Source organism: Micromonospora sp. LH3U1, assembly GCF_028475105.1.
In the GTDB taxonomy this organism is placed as follows: domain Bacteria; phylum Actinomycetota; class Actinomycetes; order Mycobacteriales; family Micromonosporaceae; genus Micromonospora.
Window position 1 is genome coordinate 4,904,096 of sequence record NZ_CP116936.1, and the last position, 18,627, is coordinate 4,922,722.

Annotated in this window: 16 protein-coding genes; 9 read left to right on the plus strand and 7 right to left on the minus strand. The window is 71.1% G+C overall.

The genetic code is table 11. From position 1 onward, the window contains the following. Positions 1-20 precede the first annotated feature (20 nt). A complete protein-coding gene (locus PCA76_RS22355; protein WP_272612439.1) occupies positions 21-296 on the plus strand; it encodes a hypothetical protein in 276 nt (91 codons plus the stop codon). A 16-nt stretch (positions 297-312) separates the two neighbouring features. Here the strand turns inward: PCA76_RS22355 and PCA76_RS22360 are convergent, their stop codons facing one another. Together PCA76_RS22360 and PCA76_RS22365 are read right to left on the minus strand one after the other, a co-directional pair. Then, positions 313-1,101: a L,D-transpeptidase family protein gene (locus PCA76_RS22360; RefSeq protein WP_272612440.1), complete on the minus strand. Its 789-nt coding sequence runs from the start codon at positions 1,099-1,101 to the stop codon at positions 313-315. Between the two features lie 407 nt (positions 1,102-1,508). Beyond that, the gene (locus PCA76_RS22365; protein WP_272612441.1) at positions 1,509-2,207 is read right to left on the minus strand and encodes an HAD family hydrolase; all 699 of its coding nucleotides are present in this window, start codon (positions 2,205-2,207) and stop codon (positions 1,509-1,511) included. A 154-nt stretch (positions 2,208-2,361) separates the two neighbouring features. On the opposite strand from PCA76_RS22365, the gene PCA76_RS22370 reads away from it, so the two are divergent. After that, positions 2,362-3,006, plus strand: coding sequence for a hypothetical protein (locus PCA76_RS22370; protein WP_272612442.1), 645 nt, complete (start codon positions 2,362-2,364; stop codon positions 3,004-3,006). 55 nt (positions 3,007-3,061) lie between these two features. Here the strand turns inward: PCA76_RS22370 and PCA76_RS22375 are convergent, their stop codons facing one another. Then, complete coding sequence (locus PCA76_RS22375; RefSeq protein ID WP_272612443.1) at positions 3,062-3,637, minus strand: TetR/AcrR family transcriptional regulator; 576 nt, start codon at positions 3,635-3,637, stop codon at positions 3,062-3,064. 190 nt (positions 3,638-3,827) lie between these two features. Here PCA76_RS22375 and PCA76_RS22380 point away from each other — a divergent pair, with 190 nt between their 5' ends. Then, the gene (locus PCA76_RS22380; protein WP_272612444.1) at positions 3,828-5,030 is read left to right on the plus strand and encodes a low temperature requirement protein A; all 1,203 of its coding nucleotides are present in this window, start codon (positions 3,828-3,830) and stop codon (positions 5,028-5,030) included. Positions 5,031-5,214: 184 nt separating this feature from the next. On the opposite strand, the gene PCA76_RS22385 is transcribed toward PCA76_RS22380, so the two are convergent. After that, on the minus strand, positions 5,215-6,108 hold the full coding sequence (locus tag PCA76_RS22385) for an RNA polymerase sigma-70 factor (RefSeq protein WP_272612445.1): 894 nt from the start codon (positions 6,106-6,108) through the stop codon (positions 5,215-5,217). Between the two features lie 193 nt (positions 6,109-6,301). Here PCA76_RS22385 and PCA76_RS22390 point away from each other — a divergent pair, with 193 nt between their 5' ends. Further along, complete coding sequence (locus tag PCA76_RS22390) at positions 6,302-6,685, plus strand: DoxX family protein (RefSeq protein ID WP_272612446.1); 384 nt, start codon at positions 6,302-6,304, stop codon at positions 6,683-6,685. 25 nt (positions 6,686-6,710) lie between these two features. Further along, positions 6,711-6,956: a hypothetical protein gene (locus PCA76_RS22395; RefSeq protein WP_272612447.1), complete on the plus strand. Its 246-nt coding sequence runs from the start codon at positions 6,711-6,713 to the stop codon at positions 6,954-6,956. Here PCA76_RS22395 and PCA76_RS22400 read toward each other — a convergent pair. The 3 genes from PCA76_RS22400 to PCA76_RS22410 all read right to left on the minus strand — a co-directional run bounded on the left by PCA76_RS22400 (position 6,934) and on the right by PCA76_RS22410 (position 11,584). Beyond that, on the minus strand, positions 6,934-7,395 hold the full coding sequence (locus PCA76_RS22400) for a hypothetical protein (protein ID WP_272612448.1): 462 nt from the start codon (positions 7,393-7,395) through the stop codon (positions 6,934-6,936). The two genes, PCA76_RS22395 and PCA76_RS22400, sit on opposite strands and share 23 nt — an antisense overlap. A gap of 116 nt (positions 7,396-7,511) precedes the next feature. Next, positions 7,512-8,621 carry a TolB family protein gene (locus PCA76_RS22405; protein ID WP_272612449.1) on the minus strand — a complete coding sequence of 370 codons (1,110 nt, stop codon included), beginning with the start codon at positions 8,619-8,621 and terminating at the stop codon, positions 7,512-7,514. Between the two features lie 254 nt (positions 8,622-8,875). After that, complete coding sequence (locus tag PCA76_RS22410; RefSeq protein WP_272612450.1) at positions 8,876-11,584, minus strand: MGH1-like glycoside hydrolase domain-containing protein; 2,709 nt, start codon at positions 11,582-11,584, stop codon at positions 8,876-8,878. A 42-nt stretch (positions 11,585-11,626) separates the two neighbouring features. Between PCA76_RS22410 and PCA76_RS22415 the strand changes: the two genes are divergently transcribed. From PCA76_RS22415 to PCA76_RS22430, 4 genes are all read left to right on the plus strand, one after another. Further along, positions 11,627-13,570 (plus strand): amylo-alpha-1,6-glucosidase, encoded by a 1,944-nt coding sequence (locus PCA76_RS22415; protein ID WP_272612451.1) that lies wholly within the window; start codon positions 11,627-11,629, stop codon positions 13,568-13,570. Between the two features lie 137 nt (positions 13,571-13,707). Beyond that, positions 13,708-15,042, plus strand: coding sequence for a glycosyltransferase family 4 protein (locus PCA76_RS22420; protein ID WP_272612452.1), 1,335 nt, complete (start codon positions 13,708-13,710; stop codon positions 15,040-15,042). An 83-nt stretch (positions 15,043-15,125) separates the two neighbouring features. Further along, positions 15,126-16,784 (plus strand): serine/threonine-protein kinase, encoded by a 1,659-nt coding sequence (locus tag PCA76_RS22425; protein WP_272612453.1) that lies wholly within the window; start codon positions 15,126-15,128, stop codon positions 16,782-16,784. A gap of 179 nt (positions 16,785-16,963) precedes the next feature. Further along, complete coding sequence (locus tag PCA76_RS22430) at positions 16,964-18,529, plus strand: protein kinase domain-containing protein (RefSeq protein ID WP_442930276.1); 1,566 nt, start codon at positions 16,964-16,966, stop codon at positions 18,527-18,529. Positions 18,530-18,627: the final 98 nt, after the last annotated feature.

The window sequence follows — 18,627 nt, forward strand, 5'->3', positions numbered from 1 at the left end:
CGCCGACGAAGGGAGCACCGATGTCGGAGCCACATGTCACGCTCGACCCGCGCGGGCTGGACCCTGTGCAGCAGAAGCTGCGGGGCCCGCTGGAGGAGCAGCTGACCTCGGCGCTTCAGGCGGCCACCGACCGAGTCCGCGCCGGTTACTCGGGCGAGCCGGTCGAGCAGGTCTGCCAGCGACTGTTGGAGGAGACCCGCTCCGGGTTGCACCCCGACATCGCGGCCGGGTTCAACCCGGACATGGACGAGTTCTGCCGGGTGGCGGTGGCGATCGTCCGACGCGAGGCCGGCTGACGTCCGTCGGCGGCGTTCAGTATCGGCGGAGCTGGTCGTACGGGCTGAGCACGATGCGCGGCGAGAGCGCCGGGTCCAGCCAGTTGAGCACGTCGACAAGATGGTTGCGGGCGAGGGAGACACAGCCGGCGGTGGCGTTGCCGGCGGTGGTGCTGAACTGGTGCAGGAAGATGCCGCTGCCCGCGTTCGGCACCGGCGTCGGCACGTTCGGCGGCATGTTGTAGGTGATCACCGCGAAGTGCGTGTACGCGGGAGTCTCCTGCCACAGTGCCTCGCTGGCCCCGCCCGGATTGGTCGAGCTGTGCTGGAAGGTGTTGTACCGCGAGGACGACGGGTTCTCGTTCCACCAGTCACCGCTGACGAGCCGGTGGTATGGATATCGCACGCCCGGGTTGGCGGCGATGCCGTAGATGGTGGGGCCGATCGAGTAGACACCGGTCGGTGTCGTCGGCACACCCTCCACGTGGTTGTCGCTGAATCCCTTCGAGCCGATCCGGGCGGGCAACGACGCCGAGGCCGGCTGCCAGTGGCGATCGCTGACCCGCACGTACGCCTGAAGGGTGGCGTACGTGGTGCTGTAACTGCTGGCGCCGACAATGATCGCCTGCTTCGTCTGCGCCGGCAGGGTGGTCAACTCACTGGCCCGGTTGTGGAGCGGCAGGGCCAGCCGGGATCGGGGAACCGGGGCCGTGCCCCAGGCCGGCGCATACGATCCGCTCGCGCCGAGCGCGGGCACCGCCGGGGTGAGCACCGCCGGGGCGGCCAAGCCTGCCGCCGCGCCGAGCAAGAGGGATCTGCGCTTCATGCCGCCATCCTGACAGTCGAGCCGGCTCGCCGTCTGTCCCGCCCGCCGGAAGTGGTGGGTGCGCTGGCCGGGCCAGGACCGGGTCCGCAACTACCCGGCCCTGACCCCCCCCGGCCGTCCGGCGCGGGAGCGGACAGCTCCAGCACCCCGACGCGCGGGCGTCGCATGACGCACACGCGTGAACGGGGCGAGCTGCCGCTCTGCACTCAGCTCCACGGTGCCCACCAACCGGACGCCGGTGCGCCCCGGCACACCCCGGAGACCGGAAACGCCGGCCCAGGTTAGGCGGGTCGCGACGAGCCGGACAAGCCGCGGCGGACCGTCGGTGGCGTGACTGATCTCAAGGTGAAAAAACGGCATGTCGACGTAACGCGATCAAGGCCGGCGGCGCTGTTCCGGCTCGGCGATCAGAAGTGCCGCAGCAGGTCGGGGAAGGCGGCGAGTCGCAGCACACCCTGGTCGGTCGGGTCCAGCTCATCGTGCTCCAACACCCAGGTGTTCTCGTTCGGAATGAACACCGCGTTCAGCCCGGCGGCCCGCGCCGGCAGGATGTCGGACTTCGGGGAATTTCCGATCATCCACGCGCGGGCCGGCTCGAAGCCGTGCTCCCGGACCAGCCACCGGTACGTGTCGACGTTCTTCTCCGCGACGATGTGCGCGGCCTGGAAGTGGTGCAGCACGCCGCAGGCGTCCAGCTTGCGCTGCTGATCCTCCCGCTCGCCCTTGGTCAGCAGCAGCAGCTCGTGCCGGCTGGCCAGTTCGTCGAGCGCCTCGGCCACCCCGGGCATCAGCTCCACCTGGTGTTCCACCAGTGCCACGGCCAGCCGGTCGATGTCCTGACGCTCGACGTCGGTGGCCGGCCGCTCGCGCAGCCGCTCCAGGCACTCCCGCAGGCTGCGCAGGAAGACCTTGCTACCGTAGCCGTGCGCCACCGTGTTGGCCCGCTCGATGTCGTCGAGGACGGCCCGCAGCGCGCCCCGGTCCAGGGTGGGGTGCTCCAGCCAGGCCAGGAAGTCATCGATCACCCGCTCGAAGACGACATTGTTCTCCCACAGGGTGTCGTCCGCGTCGAAGATCAACACCTGCGCGGTCCCACTGACTGTCATCGGCGGCCTCCTCAACTCCCAAAATCACCCGCCGATCCGAGAACCGTTTCGCGGTGGCGGTCGTCTTGGACCATGTAGCAGCGATCTTCGCAGACACGGCACCCGTGATGGTTCCCGGCCGACAGGTCCCGGACAGGCTCTTGAGGAGTACGGCATGTTCACGACGAAGTGGGTCACCGGCGCGGCGATGCTGGCGTGCGTCGGTGCGCTGGCGGCGTGCGGAAGCGGCGCCGACACGGCGCCGGGTGCCGCTTCCGGCACGGCGACCCCGTCCGACGCGGCGGCGAGCACAGCGTCACCCGCGGCGGTGACGCCGTCGTCGGCCCCGGCGGTCGCCATCGACCCGCTGCTGTCCGGCAAGCGCGAGATCACGATGACCCGGGTGCAGGGATCGGGAAGCGCGCTGGAGCTCAGCGGCCGACTCGAAGAGGGCGGCGACACCGGCGGACGAGTGCTGTTCGTCCCGACGCCGATCGGCGGGGACCGGTACGTGATCAAGGCATTCGGCACGAAGGACGGTCACCCCGCCAACGACGACCCGTCCTGCTGGCAGGTGAATGCCCTGGACATCGAGCCAGAGCTGACCATCGGGGCCGTCGTCTGCGACGAGGACGACCCGATTCAGCGCTTCACCATCATCCCCAAGGGCAACGGCACGTACGCGATCGGCAGCGAAAGCCGTTTCCTTCAGCATCTTCCCGGCAACGGCCTGATCCTGAAGGAGTTGGGTGCCGCCCCGCTGGGCAGCACGTTCCGCTTCGTCGACAAGGGCCCGGCCGACCGTGAGCCCCTCAACTGACCAGGGGCGAGCACGCCGATGGCCGTGACCAGCAGCGTCACCGGCAGCGCCCTGGTCACGGCCACCGCAGCAGCCGTTCCGCGATCATCGTTTCGCGTTCCTCCTGAGCCTCGGGCCGCAGACGGCCACCCCGGGTGAGCATCACCACGCCGTGCAGCAGGCTCCAGCCCATCTCGGCGAGGGTGTCCGGGTCACGCCCCTCGGCCAGTGGGATCAGGGCCGCCCGCAATGCGGCGAAGACGGCCCGGGGCGCCGCCGGCACCCCGTCCGCGCCGAGTGCCAGGTCCGGGGTCAACGCGAGCATCGCGTCATAGACCGCCGGATTGGCGTACGCGAAGTCGAGGTACGCGCTCGCCATCACCGCCCAGGCCCGCTCGGGGCAGGCGTTGTCGGCGTGGGCGGCGGTCAGCGCGGCGGCCAGGTCGGCGAAGCCGTACACCGCGACGGCGGCCAGCACCGCCTCCTGGTCGGCGAAGTGCCGGTAGAGATCGCCGACGTCGACGTCAGCCCGTTCGGCGAGCCGCCGACCGCTCAGTCCCGCCCAGCCCTCGGCCTCGGCCAACTCGCGCGCGACCGTGACGATGAGGTTCCGCCGGTCGTCTGTGGTGGCCTCATCGGCAGGTCCGGACACGCCCCCGAGCGTATCGACGGACACCCTCCGCAATTTCGTGGTGACGGATTGGTGACTGCCGGCCTGCGCGGTCCAGGCCGTGCGCGGTCGCTGGTCCCACGGCCACAACCGACGCTGGCTCGTTAGGTGAGGAGATCACCGCGACGGGAGGGCACGTGGTCGTTCGGCGGCACCGGCCCGTGACGAGCCGATGAGCGAGGACCGCGGCACGCCGCTGGTGCGCGGCGAGGCCACTCTCCAGCGGGCGACCTTTCTGGAGCTCTTTCTCGACCTGGTCTTCGTCTTCGCCCTCACCCGGATCTCCGAGCGGGTGATCGACGACTTCACCGACGGCCAGCGAGGCGTGCTCGCGGGTCTCGGTCAGACCCTCCTGTTGTTCCTGGCCTTGTGGGCCGTCTGGTCGTTGACCGTCTGGTCGACAAGTTGGCTGGACCCGGAGGCGCCGATAGTCCAGGCCGTCATCGTCATGACGACGGTCGGCGCCATGACGATGGCCGTCGCGGTGCCCGACGGCTTCGGCGCACGGGCCTCCCTCTTCGCCATCACCTACGTGTGCCTCCAGATCGGCCGCGTGCTCTACTTCCACATCGCCGGGCACGGCCGACCCGATCCGAACCAGACCTACCGGGTCCTGGTCTGGTTCGGTCTGAGCGCGCCGCTCTGGATCGTCGGTGGTCTGGTCGACGACGGTACGATCCGCGGGCCACTCTGGACCATCGCCGTGCTGATCGACTACACCGGGCTGTTCCTCGGATGGCCGACCCCCCGCATCGGCGCGCAACGGATCGGCGGCCGGGCCATCGCGGCAGAGCACCTGGCCGAGCGGTACCAACAGTTCCTCCTCATCGCGATCGGTGAGGCGATCTTCGTCATCGGGTTGGCGTTCAGCGGTGGCGAATTCGACACCGACCGGACGGGCGGCTTCGTCCTCGCACTGGCGACCACCGTCCTGCTCTGGCGGATCTACTTCCACCTCGCGGGACGGTTGCTGGATGCTGCCATCAGCCGCTCCCGCGACGCCGCCCGGCTCGCGACCGAGATGGCGTTCGCCCACCTGGTGATGATCGCGGGGATCGTACTGACCGGCGTCGGCTGCGAACTGTTCATCACCGAGCCGCTCGGGCACGTCCCGGCGGCCTGGCTCATCGCCATCCTCGGCGGTCCCATGCTCTTCCTCGCCGGACGATCGGCCCTCGAATACCAGGTCTTCGCCAGGGTTTCCCGATCCCGGATAGCTGGCATGCTGGTCCTCGGCCTGCTGGCGCCGGTGGCACTTCACCTCGATCCGCTCACCGCGGGCACCGCCGCAGCCGTGGTGCTGCTCGGCGTCGCTGGCGCGGACGCGCGACGGTCACGTCGGCACCCACCGGAGACACCCGCGCCGCCGTCCTAGATGCGGGAGGGCTCGCTGGCGGCGGGCGTCGTCGACAAGCCGGACGTGCCGGGCGAACTGGCGGCGTCGCCCTACCGAGCCTTGGGCTTCGTGCCCACGTCCTCTCCGACGATGCGGCTGACCATGCCCTCCGGCAACGCGCGATGAGGCCGGTGCGGGTTGTTCGGCTCCGAGAGCTGCGACCTCAACGGCGCAGGGCCGTCTCACGCTGCATGTGCGACAACTTCTCGGGATTACGCACGGCGTAGAGCCCCGTGATGCGGCCGTCGTCGATGCGTAGCGCCACGACCGTGTCGATCTCGCCGTCGAGCTGGAGCACCAGCGCCGGGTAGCCGTTGACCTGGGCTGGCTGCAGCGACATGGCAGCGGCCCTGACCTTCCTGCTGGCCAGGAGGCGGGCCACCTTGCCGGCCCCCACGACGGGCCGCAGCAGCGCCTGTTTGATCCCGCCACCATCGCCGAGGAGCACGACATCCGGCGCGAGGACGTCGAGCAGACCCTGTACGTCGCCGGTCTCGACCGCCCGCTGGAACGCCGCGAGCGCGAGTCGGGTGTCGGCCGGAGAAACCGTCCCGCGGGGCCGACGCGCGGCGACGTGTGCGCGCGCCCGGTGGGCGATCTGACGGACCGCCGCTGGACTCTTGTCGACTGCTTCGGCGATCTCGTCGTAGGCCAGATCAAAGACCTCACGCAGTACGAACACCGCCCGCTCGGTTGACGCGAGCGTCTCGAGCACCAGCAGCATCGCCATCGAGACACTCTCGGCGAGCTCGACGTCGTCGGCGACGTCCGGTGTGGTCAGCAACGGCTCGGGCAACCAGGAGCCGACGTAGGACTCCTTGCGCCGGCCGACCGCCCGCAGCCGGTTGAGCGACTGGCGGGTGGTGATCCGGACCAGGTACGCGCGCGAATCCCGAACTGTCGCGAGATCCGCGTCCGCCCACCGCAGCCAGGTCTCCTGGAGGACGTCCTCGGCGTCGGCGGCCGAGCCGAGCATCTCGTAGGCGACGGTGAAGAGCAGGTTTCGGTGGGTGACGAATGCGTCGACAGCGGGGTCCAGGCGGCCGTTCCCACTCATGACTGCCCTCCTAGGGTCCGGGATGTGCCGACCACGCGTGGCTCCAGTCTCGCCGATCTCGACCGCGTCGCCCACAGGACACCGGTCCCGCACTTTTGGGGACGCCCGGCGCCCGTGCGCCGCATCACCCGCCGACCTGTCACAGCAAACCGGCCAGCGGTGTCTCCTGTTCAACCCGATGCGGAGGAATTCCATGAACCTGGCTCTGTGGATCGCGGCCGGACTGTTGGCCGCAGTGGCCCTGGCCGGCGGCATCACCAAGACGTTCGTACCCAAGGAGAAACTGGCCGGAGCCACCGGCGGAGGATGGACCGCGGACGCCAGCGTCGGCTTCGTCAAGACCCTCGGAGTCCTCGAACTCCTGGCGGCGGTCGGCCTGATCCTGCCCGCCGTGCTCGACATCGCACCGGTGCTGGTGCCGGTGACCGCCATCTGTTGGGTCCTGCTGATGGTCGGCGCGATAATCACCCACCTCCGCCACGGCGAGGCGAAGTTCATCGTGCTGAACCTGGCCTACCTCGCTCTGGCCGCCGTCGTGGCCTGGGGCCGACTCGGACCCGAGCCCTTCACCGGTTGACCCGACCGGGCGCCATGATCGGCGAGTGACCCTGTGGGAGGCCATCTCGCGCATCGGCGCACCTTTGCTCGTCGTCGTCGGCGCCGCAGTCGCCGTGTCCGGTGCCCTGTCCGACCCGCCCGAGGCGTTCTCCCGGCCACGCGGCTGGCAGTGGGCGTGGGTAGGCCTGTGGCTGATGACGGCTGGTGAGGCGGCGTTCGGCGACGACCGACCATGGTTCAAGCGTGCCTGGAACCCATTCCTGAGCCTCAGTGGTCAGATAGTTTTCTGATGCCGTGGATCTCGAGCAGCGCGGGCATCGGGTCGGCAGAACGTCGACGCCGTAGAGGCCAAATGCGTGCCACGTTGATCGATGCGTCGGGTCCCGGGACGTCGTAGGGTCCCCCTCGGGGGTAGACCGTCAGGGTGCTCCCCCACATCCCCGCGTCCAGCCAGCCCATGCGCTCGATCTCATTCCAGGCGTACGAGCGCCGCAAGCCCTGACGATCGCGTACGAGCAGCCCCGTGTCGTCAGCGAACACCGCGTTTCGCCAGCGTGTGAGCGCCAAGATGATCGCAGCCGCGCCAAGCACCACCGCAGTCCAGCTGACCAGGTCGAAGAGCAACCCGCCAATGATCAGTGCGACCGCGCCCGGTATCGCAATAGCGGGCCAGGCCCGAGACTGCGCGAGGACGACCACCTCGCCTACTGGCTCAACCGACTCCCCCATAGGGGTCGATGATAGTGAATGAACTGCACGTTCTCTCGTGCTGCCCCGCCGATCTTGCGCGCCACGACTCTGGGGCCCTGCGGCGGCGGACGAGTGCGCGCCGCGCGCGGACGGAGCTACACCAACGCGCCGGGAACGAGAACGGTCACCGTCTCGGGGAACGTCGTCACGACGCGACGGGTGCCGCTCCGCGGGTCCACGACGACCAGCTCGGTGCTGCTCGCGGTCCAACGCTGCAGGACAACGCCGTCGTCCACCACGCCCAGACAGCGCTGCCGGCCATCCGCATCGGTGGAGGGCATCTCGATCCTGGCAGTGGGAGCGCCCGACGTCACGTCGACGCCCAGCAGCGCCACGGAAGGCACCACCAGCGGGCCTTCCGGGCTGTCGGTGGGCACCAGGTCGGGTCGGCCGACCTCCATCCAGATGGTCGGCGGGCTCCCGCCCGCGTGCCACGGTACGAAGATCGGGCCGAATGCCTCACCCGGCCTCAGCTGGCCAGGTCCAACCACTGGCAGCGTCCGGGACGCACCCGTGAGCACGTCCTTCAGGTTGATCTTCGCCTGCTGGGTCGCGGATGGATCCACCAACGGATTCGCGTCGAACACCGCCAGTTCCCGGCCGGCGATGAACGCCACCTCGATGCCGACCGGAGACGTACGCACGTTGAGCAGGCGTACGTCGCCGCCGGGTAGTGCCATGGTCGCGAAGACCCGCCCCTCCGCCTCCGACGTGAACAGCAGCAACGAGCGGGCATCGGTGGACCAGCGCCACAGTTCGTATCCGTCCGCGACCTCGTGCTCCGTCGTGCCGGACAGATCCCGTACCCGCCATCGACCGTCGCGCTTGGCACCCAGCCAGCGCCCATCAGGTGACAGCGACAGGTTCAACGGGCCGGTAACTTCCGGGGTGCGCCCGAGGCGGAAGTGCCCACCTGACCGGGTCACCAGGTAGACGTCGTTCTGGTCGAACGTACGGTCGGTCGGGTCGTAGCTGCTGGCGTCGACCTTCGCGTGGTAGATCAGCACGCCCTGTCCCACCGCCCGATCGGTCGGCAGGTCCGCCACCTGAGCCGGCCGCCGGAGTTGAGCCGGCAGATCGGTGAACAACACCCCGATCCCGTCGGCGGCGGGCCGCAGCGGGTCCGTCCGCTGCGCGGTCGTGACGCGCCACGCGACCACGCCCGCCGCCACCAACACGACCATCGCCACGCCCGCCACAGTCACCGATCGCCACCGCCGCCTCGCCCGAGGCGGCACCGGATCTGTTGGCGCCAAAGGAGATTCCATCGCAGTGCCCCCGTTCCGGGCGCTGCCGCCCAGGCAGAGCGAAGCGGAGGAAACCAGCCAGGTCAACGCGTCGGCTCAATTCGTCACCCGCCAAAGACCGAATCGAGATCACGACAGCTGCCTCCGGATCGAGCGCGATCATGCCGAGCCGGGGGCGCGCGGGCGAGACCGGCGGGCGCGCGCGGCGGCGGTCAGCGGCGCAGCGTGAGGATCAGGTCGGCTACCAGGGCTGTCCAGCCGGTCTGGTGCCAGGCGCCCAGGCCGGCCCCGTTGTCGCCGTGGAAGTACTCGGGGAAGGCGATCAGGTCCCGCCAGTCCGGGTGGGTCTGGAACATCTGAGCGGCGCCGTAGATCGGCCGTCGACCCCAGTCGTCCTGGGTGAAGAGCGAGATCAGCCGGGCGGAGAGGTCGTCGGCGATCTCGTCCAGGGTGTGCTTCACCCCGGAGCGGGTCGGGTACTCCACCTGGAGGTCGTCGCCGAAGAACGCCGCGTAGTCACGCAGCGCGCTGATCAGCAGGAAGTTCGTCGGCATCCAGATCGGACCGCGCCAGTTCGAGTTGCCCCCGAACAGCCCGCTGGTCGACTCGGCCGGCTCGTAGCCGACGGAGAACTCCTGCCCGCCGAGGGCAACGGAGAACGGCTTGTCCAGGTGCGCGCGGGACAGCGTACGAAGGCCGTACTCGGAGAGGAACTCGTCGGGGTCCAACATCCGGGCGAGCAGTCGGACCACCTGCTCCGGGCCGACCATCGACAGCAGCCGCTGCTGCCGACCGTCGGGGCCCAGCCTGCGGGTGCCGATCACCTGGGCGTACTCCGGGCGGTTGGTGAGGAACCAGCGCAACCGCGCGCCCAACTCCGGTAGGCGGTGCAGGGTCTTCGCGGTGAGCCGGGTGGTGGCGGCCAACGGCAGCAGCCCGACGACGGAACGGACCTTCAGCGGCACCTTCGTGCCGTCGGCGAGGCGCAGCACGTCGTAGAAGAAGGCGTCCTCGTCGTCCCACAACCCCTGCTCGTACGCGGCGGCGGCGATGTAGGCGAAGTGCTCGAAGAACTTGGTGGCGGTGTCCACCCAGGTGCGGTCATGTTCGGCGAGCACGATCGCCATGTCCAGCAGGTTCAGCGCGTACATCGCCATCCAGCCGGTGCCGTCGGACTGCTCCAGCACACCAGCCACCGGCAGCGCCGCCGAGCGGTCGAACGGCCCGACGTTGTCCAGCCCGAGGAAGCCGCCCTCGAAGACGTTGTTGCCGCCGGTGTCCTTGCGGTTGACCCACCAGGTGAAGTTGAGCAGCAGCTTGTGCATCACCCGGGCCAGGAACTCGTAGTCCCGGCCGCCGTCGATCTCGAACACCTTCAGCGCCGCCCACGCGTGCACCGGCGGGTTCACGTCACCGAACGCCCACTCGTACGCCGGGATCTGCCCGTTGGGGTGCAGGTACCACTCGCGGAGCAGGAGCAGCAGTTGCTCCTTGGCGAAGCCCGGGTCGACCCGGGCGATGCTCACGCAGTGGAAGGCCAGGTCCCAGGCCGCGTACCAGGGGTATTCCCAGGGGTCGGGCATGGAGATCACGTCGAAGCTGGTCATGTGCCACCAGGCGCTGTTGCGCCCGTGCCGGCGCCCGGCCGGCGGCGGCGTCGAGCCCGGGTCGCCTTCGAGCCAGCGCTTGACGTCGAAGTGGTAGAACTGTTTGCCCCACATCAGCCCGGCGATGGCCTGCCGTGCCACCAGCGCCTCGTCGGGGGTGGCGGCCGGTGGGATCACCCCGGCGAAGAACCGGTTCGCCTCGGCCCGCCGCGCCCACACCACGGCCTCGAAGCCGCCGCTGAGGTCGGCCGGAGGCGGCGGCGCGGCGGCCGGGGGCGACGCGGTGCGGGTCAGCCGCAGCCGGATCTGACGCTGCCCGCCGGCCGGCACGTCGAGCACGTAGTGCAGCGCGCCCTTGGTGCCCTCCCGCGCGGGGTTGACCGTGGCCGCGCCGTCGACCACGTGGTCGTTGATGCCGTCCTTCGGGTACGGCGACCGGCCGGGCAGGCCCCAGAGCCGTTCGGCGTTGGTGTCGTTGTCACAGAGCAGCGGCACCGGGCCACCGTCGCCCTCCAGCAGCAGTTGGCCGAGCACCCGGTGCTCGCCGACGAGCCGGGTGCCCTGGCCGGTCAGCCGGGGAATCCGGTCGCCGCCGGGCAGGCCCCAGGACCAGGTGTTACGGAACCACAGGGTGGGCAGCACGTGCAGGGTCGCCGCCCGGTCGCCCCGGTTGGCGACGGTCACCACCATGCAGATGTCGGTCGGGGACGCCTTGGCGTAGTCGACGGTCACCGCCCAGTACCGGTCGTCGTCGAAGATCCCGGTATCCACCAACTCGTACTCGGTGTCGTCACGGCCGCGCAACGCGTTGACCGCGACGAGTTCGTCGTACGGGAAGGCGGCCTGCGGGTAGTGGTAGCGCCAGCGCATCCAGGAGTGGGTGGGCGTGGAGTCCTCGTACCACCAGTACTCCTTGACATCCTCGCCGTGGTTGCCGCTGTCGCCGCCGAGGCCGAACATCCGCTCCTTGAGGATCGGGTCCTTGCCGTTCCACAGCGCGAGAGCGAAGGCGAAGGTCTGTCGTTCGTCGCAGACGCCGGCCATCCCGTCTTCATTCCACCGGTAGGCTCTGGACCGCGCATGGTCGTGCGGGAAGTAGTCCCAGGCCGTACCGTGCTCGCTGTAGTCCTCCCGTACCGTCCCCCACGCCCGTTCGGACAGATAGGGACCCCATGCGCGCCAGTCCTGCTCCCCCGAGTCGGCCTGGGCGAGCCGGAGCCGCTCAGCGTCGGGTGGCGAGGCGTCGGAGGACGATCGGTCAGTGATCACGTGCACATCTTTGACGTCGCCGCGGTACTTGACCACAGCGGCCATTCTCGTCGTGGCGTGTTACACCCCGCCGCCGGTGGAGGAAAGTTGATCGACATTCATTTCGGCCCGCAGGTCTGCGCCGATCTGACCAGCGCGGCAAGCCGGGAGTGGCTGGTTCCCGACGGCCTCGGCGGATATGCCATGGGCACTGTCGGCGGGCTGCGGACGCGCCGCTACCACGGCTTGTTGGTGGTCCCCGGCGAAACCCCGGCGTCCCGTCAAGTGGGACTGGTCAGTCTCGATCCGGCGGTCACCCTGCCGTCCGGCGCGCGGGTGCGGCTCGGCGCTCACGAGTGGTCCTCCGGCGACGTGGACCCGCGCGGGTTCGAGCTGTTGGAGCGCTTCGACCTGGTCGACGGGCTACCCCGGTGGCGGTGGCGGATCGGCGCGGTGGTGATCGAACGGGAGTTGGCCATGCTGCCCGGCCGTTCCTGCGTGGCGGTGGTGCACCGGCTGGTCGCCGGCGGGCCCGTCCGGCTGGAGCTCTCCGCCGCGTGCACCTGGCGCGACGCGCACGGCGAACGGCGGGCCGACGGCCCGACCCCGCAGGTCGAGCCGGTGGCCGACGGCGCGGTGGTCGAGGGCGCGTACCGGCTGGCCGGCCCGGGGTGGACGCCCGAGGGGCAGTGGTGGCTGGGCGTGCACCACCGCGAGGAGGCCAACCGGGGTCTGCACCCGGACGAGGATCTCTGGTACGCGGGACGCTTCGTCGGCGAGCTGGAACGCCCCGGCGACACGGTGTCGGTGCGCGCCTGGGCCGGCCGACTCGACGAGGAACCACCACCGGCCGCGGTGATCGTGGCGACGGCCCGACGACGCAACCGGCGGGTGGTGGCGGCGGCGAAACCGGCGGACCCGGTCGAGGCGACGCTCACCCTGGCCGCGGACGCGTTCGTGGTGCGTACCGGCGGCACGACGGTCGACGTGGTGGCCGGATACCCGTGGTTCGGGGCGTGGTCGCGGGACACGATGATCTCGTACGAGGGGTTGTTCCTCTGCACGGGCCGCGCCGACGAGGGGCGGGAGCTGCTGCGGGCGTACGCGGCGACGCTGTCCGAGGGGATGCTGGCCAACACGGCCGACACCGGTCGGGTGGAGTACAACACCGTCGATGGCACGCTGTGGTTCCTGCACGCGGTGAGCCGGCACGTCACGGTCACCGGCGACACCGACCTCGGCGACGAGTTGCTGCCCGCGCTGCGTGCGGTGATCGACGCGCACGTGGCCGGCACCCGGTACGGGATCTCCATCGACCCGGCCGACGGGTTGCTCACCCAGGGCGCCCCCGGCACCGCGCTGACCTGGATGGACGCCCGGGTGTACGGCGTACCGGTCACCCCGCGCACCGGCAAGCCGGTCGAGGTCAACGCGTTGTGGATCAACGGGCTGGCCGGGCTCGCGGAGCTGACCGAGCTTGCCGGGCAGGACGCGGACGAGCTGTGGCGACGGCACGGGCAGGCCACCGCCTCGTTCCGGAAGCGGTTCCCGGCGCCGACCGGCTGGCTGCACGACGTGCTGGACGCGCCCGCGCCGGCGTACCCGCTGGGTGGGGCCGCCCTGCACGACGACGACGCGCTGCGCCCCAACCAACTGCTGGCCTGGTCGCTGCCGTACGCGCCGATGGAGCCGGACGAGGCGACGCTGCGCCGCATCGCGGGCGGGCTGCTCACGCCGCTCGGGCCGCGCAGCCTCGCCTCGGATTCGCCGGAGTTCGTGGGCCGGCACCGGGGTGGCCCGGCCGAGCGGGACGGGGGCTACCACCAGGGCACGGTCTGGCCGTGGCTGCTCGGCCCGTACGTGGACGCCTTCCGGCGGGGAAAGATGTCCGTCGATGACGCGTTCGTCGGTATTGAGGCCCATCTGACCGAATATGGGTTAGGCTCGGTGAGCGAGACGGCCGACGGCCTCGCACCGCACACCGCGACCGGCTGCCCGTTCCAGGCGTGGTCGGTGGCCGAGTTGCTGCGGGTGCGTCGAAAGGGCCAGTAGCGCTTTACACGACCGCAACGGTGGTGTCGCCGCTGGTTATCTCGACCCCGGCAGGATTGGCCCCGATCCAGACGCGACGGCGACATCGACTCCGGTGTCGGTCGGCGCGCGCCCGGGGACAATTCAAAGGGGGCCGCATGTCACCCGATGCCCACGTGATCGACATCTACCCCGCCCGGCAACTGCGGGTGCTGATGCTCTCCTGGGAGTACCCGCCGGTGCTCGTCGGCGGCCTCGGCCGACACGTCCACGCGCTGTCGGTGGCGCTGGCCGCCGCCGGCCACGAGGTCACCGTCGTCACCCGCCACAGCGACGGCGCACCCCTCGAGGAGTACGCCGACGGCGTCCGCATCCTGCGCGCCCCCGAAGACCCCGTCGCCTTCCCCCTCGCCACCGACTCCCTGCTGGCCTGGACCATGGCCTTCAACCACACCCTCACCCGCACCGCGCTGCGCGCCACCGAAGCCGGCTCGTACGACGTCATCCACGCCCACGACTGGCTCGTCGCCCACACCGCCGTCACCCTGGCCGAGCACCTGGACCTGCCCCTGGTCACCACCATGCACGCCACCGAGGCGGGGCGGCACCAGGGCTGGCTGCCCGAGGAGATGAACCGCACCATCCACGGCGTCGAACACTGGCTCAGCGGCTCCTCCATCCGGGTGATCACCTGTTCCGGTTACATGCGCGAGCAGGTGACCACGCTGTTCGACGTACCGGCCGCACAGGTCGACGTGGTGCCCAACGGGGTCGACGACCGGGCCTGGCGGGCCCGGCCGCGAGCGGTCGCGTCGGCCCGAGCACGGTTCGCCGGGGACGGCCCGTTGGTCGGGTACGCCGGGCGGCTGGTCTACGAGAAGGGCGTCCAGCACCTGGTGCACGCGGTGCCCCGGTTGCGCGAGCGGCACCCTGGTCTGCGCGTGGTGATCGCCGGCGACGGCCCGTACCGCGCCGAGTTGGAGGCGCAGGCCCGACGGCTGGCGCTCTGCTCGACCGTCCGGTTCACCGGCTTCCTCGACTCCACCCAGCTGCCGGCGATGCTCGGCGCCACCGACGCGACCGTGGTGCCGAGCCTCTACGAGCCGTTCGGCATGGTGGCGCTGGAGGCGGCGGCCGCCGGGGCACCGCTGGCGGTGGCCCGCACCGGCGGCCTCGCCGAGATCGTCGAGTCCGGCGTGACCGGGGTGACGTTCCCGCACAGCGACCCGGACGCGCTCGCCGGCGCGGTCGGCCAACTGCTCGGCGACGAGGTCTCCGCCCGGCGGATGGCCCGCCGGGCCCGGACGATGGTCGGCCAGCGCTACGGGTGGGCCGCCATCGCGGCGCGCACCGCCGCCAGCTACGCCGCGGCCCGTCGGGAGCACGGCCCGCTACAGGCCCGTCGGGCCGCCGCCCGACTGGCCGGCGGGCGTACCCGGATCGCCATCCCGGAGGGCAACCTGCTGGCTCGCGCCGACCACGCCGCGTGCTGAGGTAAGTAGGACGACCTATAGGTACGTTCCGATCCGCTCGTTAGGGTGTAGCCCGGACAGCGGCTGGGGAGGAGCGTGCACAGGTGCTGATCGCCGGTCGGTACCAGCTGCTCGACCTGGTAGGTCGCGGAGGCATGGGTCGGGTCTGGCGGGCCCGCGACGAGATGCTGCATCGCGAGGTGGCGGTCAAGGAGATCGTGCCACCGAGCTGGCTGGCCGATCGCGAACGGGATGAGCTGCGCTCGCGAACGCTGCGGGAGGCACGCGCGGCGGCCCGGCTCAACCATCCCGCCGTGGTCCGGCTCTACGACGTCATTCCGGTCGAGGGCAGCCCGTGGATCGTGATGGAGTACGTCCCGTCGCGCACCCTTCAGGACCTGGTGGACGGCGAGGGGCCACTGGCGCCGGCCCGCGCGGCCCGGATCGGCCTGGCCGTGCTCGACGCGCTGCAAGCCGCGCACACCGCCGGGGTGCTGCACCGAGACATCAAGCCGCAGAACGTGCTCATGGCCGACGACGGTCGGGTGATGCTCACCGACTTCGGGTTGGCCACCTTTGATGGGGGCGACGGCGCGATGACCCGCCCCGGCATGGTCCTCGGCTCCCCGCAGTACGTCGCCCCCGAGCGCGCCGCCGAGGGGGCGTCCACGGTGGCCGCCGACCTGTGGTCGCTCGGGGCGACCCTGCACGCCGCGGTGGAGGGCCGCTCCCCGTACGCCCGCAGCACCGCGATGGCCACCCTGAGCGCACTGGCCGCCGGGCCACCGGACCCGGCCCCGCACGCCGGGCCACTCGCGCCGGTGCTCGCCGGGCTGCTGCGCCGCGACCCGCGCGACCGCCTCGACCACGACGCGGCCCGCCGGTTGCTCACAGCGGCAGCGACCGGGGCCGATGGGGATCCCACCATCCCGCTGCCCGAGCCCGCCCCACCCACCGTCTCGGGCGATGTGGGTCCGGCCGCCGGTGCGGGTGACTCGACCTCGACCTCTCCCGCCTCGGCGCGCACCGGACCCGATGGGCGGCGTAGGGCACGTCGGGGTGCGCTGGTCGTCGTGGCGCTCCTGGTGGCCGCCGCCGCCGGGGTGGGCACGGCCTTGGCCGTCACCGATGACGAGCCCTCCGGCACCGTCGGCTCGCCCACCGGACCACCGCCGTACGGCCCGTCGCCCGAGGGTGGCGGTCCGGGCGGTCCCGGTCCCGACCGGCCCAGACCACCGCCGGGTGGGCGGGGCGTCCCCCCGCCCCCGTTCGCGTGTGTCCGCCCGGAGGTCTCCGGTGCGCCGGTGCGGGCCGGTGCACCGACACCGGGCGAACGGTTCCGGCCACCGCCCGGCTGGGTCTGGCACGCCGACAGCTCCGGTTTCCGGGTCTCGCTACCGGCGACGTGGTACTACTCCCGCGACGGCGCGGTGGCGTGCTTCCAGGACCCGGCGACCGGCCGGACCTTCAGCGTCGCCGAGGGCGGCGCCGCCGATCCCCTGGTCCGGCTGCGGACGGTCCGCGACGCGGCGGCAACCGCCGGGGCACTGCCGGGGTACGACGAGATCCGACTCGCCGCCAACGACGGCGGAGCGGAGTGGGAGTGCCGCTGGACGGCCCCGTACGGGGTCTGGCTGCACGCCCGGCAACAGGTCGCCGCAGCCAACCGGTGGACGCTGGGTTGGATCACCGACGACGAGGACTGGACCCGGGCCGACGCGGACTGGACGGCGGTGCGAAATAGTTTCCGACCACCCCGCTGACCTGCACCGTATTGTCATGATCCGGACCCTGGTCCGGGGTGGATCGAGGCCGCTCAGCGGATGAGAAAACCCGCCACGGTGGCTATCGTGTAACCCGGGGTGACCAAGGGGGAGCGACCGTGCAGCAGTTGCTGATCGCGGGTCGGTACCGGCTGCTCGACCTGGTCGGCACCGGCGGGATGGGCCGGGTGTGGCTTGCTCGCGACGAGATGCTGCATCGTGACGTAGCGGTGAAGGAGGTCGCGCCGCCGTCCTGGCTGGCCGAGGCCGAGCGCGCGGAGTTGCGACTACGGACACTGCGCGAGGCACGCACCGCTGCCCGTCTCAATCACCCCAACGTGGTCCGCATCTACGACGTGGTGCACGACCGGGGGAGCCCTTGGATCGTGATGGAGTACGTGCCGTCCCGGTCCGTGCAGCAGATCATCAGCGCCGAGGGGCCACTGAGCCCGCAGCGCACGGCCCGGATCGGGCTTGCGGTGCTCGCCGCATTGCGGGCCGCGCACACCGCCGGGGTGCTGCACCGTGACGTGAAGCCGCACAACGTGCTGGTGGCCGACGACGGACGGGTGGTGCTCACCGACTTCGGCCTGGCCACCTTCGACGGTGGCGAAGGTGCGATGACCGGGCCAGGCACGGTGCTCGGCTCACCGCAGTTCGTCGCCCCCGAGCGGGCCCGCGAAGGGGTGTCGGACCCGCGCACCGACCTGTGGTCGCTGGGCGCGACGCTCTATGCGACGGTCGAGGGGCAGTCGCCGTACGCGCGGTCGAGCGCGATGGCGACGCTCAGTGCCCTGGCCACCGAACCACCCGATCCGATGCGTCGGGCCGGTCCGTTGGGTCCCGTCCTCACCGGCCTGTTGCAGCGCGACCCCTGGCGGCGGTTGACCGCCATCGAGGCGGAGCCGCTGCTGAGAAGCGCCGCTGCCGACGATGACCAGCCCGTCAGGTCGGCCCGGTCCTCTGCGGTCGCGGCGGTGCGGCGTGCGGGCCGTGCCACCGGGGCCGATTCGGTGAGCCCAGGGATCCCGCTCGGTGACCAGGCGACGCCGACCAGCCGTCCGACGAGGCGACCCGCCAGGCTGCGGCGACTGATCGCCCTGGGTGGTGCGGCCACCGCCCTGCTCGTCGCGGGAGGCGTCACGCTGGCGCTGGTCAACCGGGACAACGAGCGGACACCGCCGTCCGGCTCCGGCGGCGGCGCGCCGACCTCCCGCCCGGCCGCGTTCGCCTGCGCGACATCCCCGCCACCGACGGCGACCCCGGTCGCGTCGGTGTCGCCGCCGGCCGACGCGCGGTACCAACTGCGTGAAGGTTGGACCTGGCACGACGACCCGACGGGGTTTCGGATCGCCGCACCGGTGGCCTGGTCGCGCTGGACCGAGGGCGCGGTGGTCTGCTTCCGCAAGCCCGGCGGGGCGCGGGTGCTCAGCGTCGAGGCGGGGCCGGCACGCGCGGACCCGGTGGCGTACTGGAGGGCTGAGGAAGCTCGGCTGACCGCGAGCGAGGCGCTACCGGGCTACCGCAAGGTGGACATCTCCGCGATGGACATCTTCAAGGGTGGCGCGGTGTGGGAGTGCATCTGGCAGAACGCTCGCGGCGAGTTGCTGCACAGCTTCCGGCTGCTGGCCAACACCTCGGCCGGGCGCGCCTACACCGTCTCGTGGTTGACAGAAGAGTTCGACTGGCAGGTCAACGCGGCATACTTGCCGATGATCCGGCAGAGCTTCACCCCCGCCCCGTGACGTCGTCCAATGTAGACCTTCCGGGTGATGCCCCTGCGGCGCCGGCGCTGACTACAGTGGCGTAGTTTTGGGCGCTCAAGATCCCTGGGGAGGGTGAG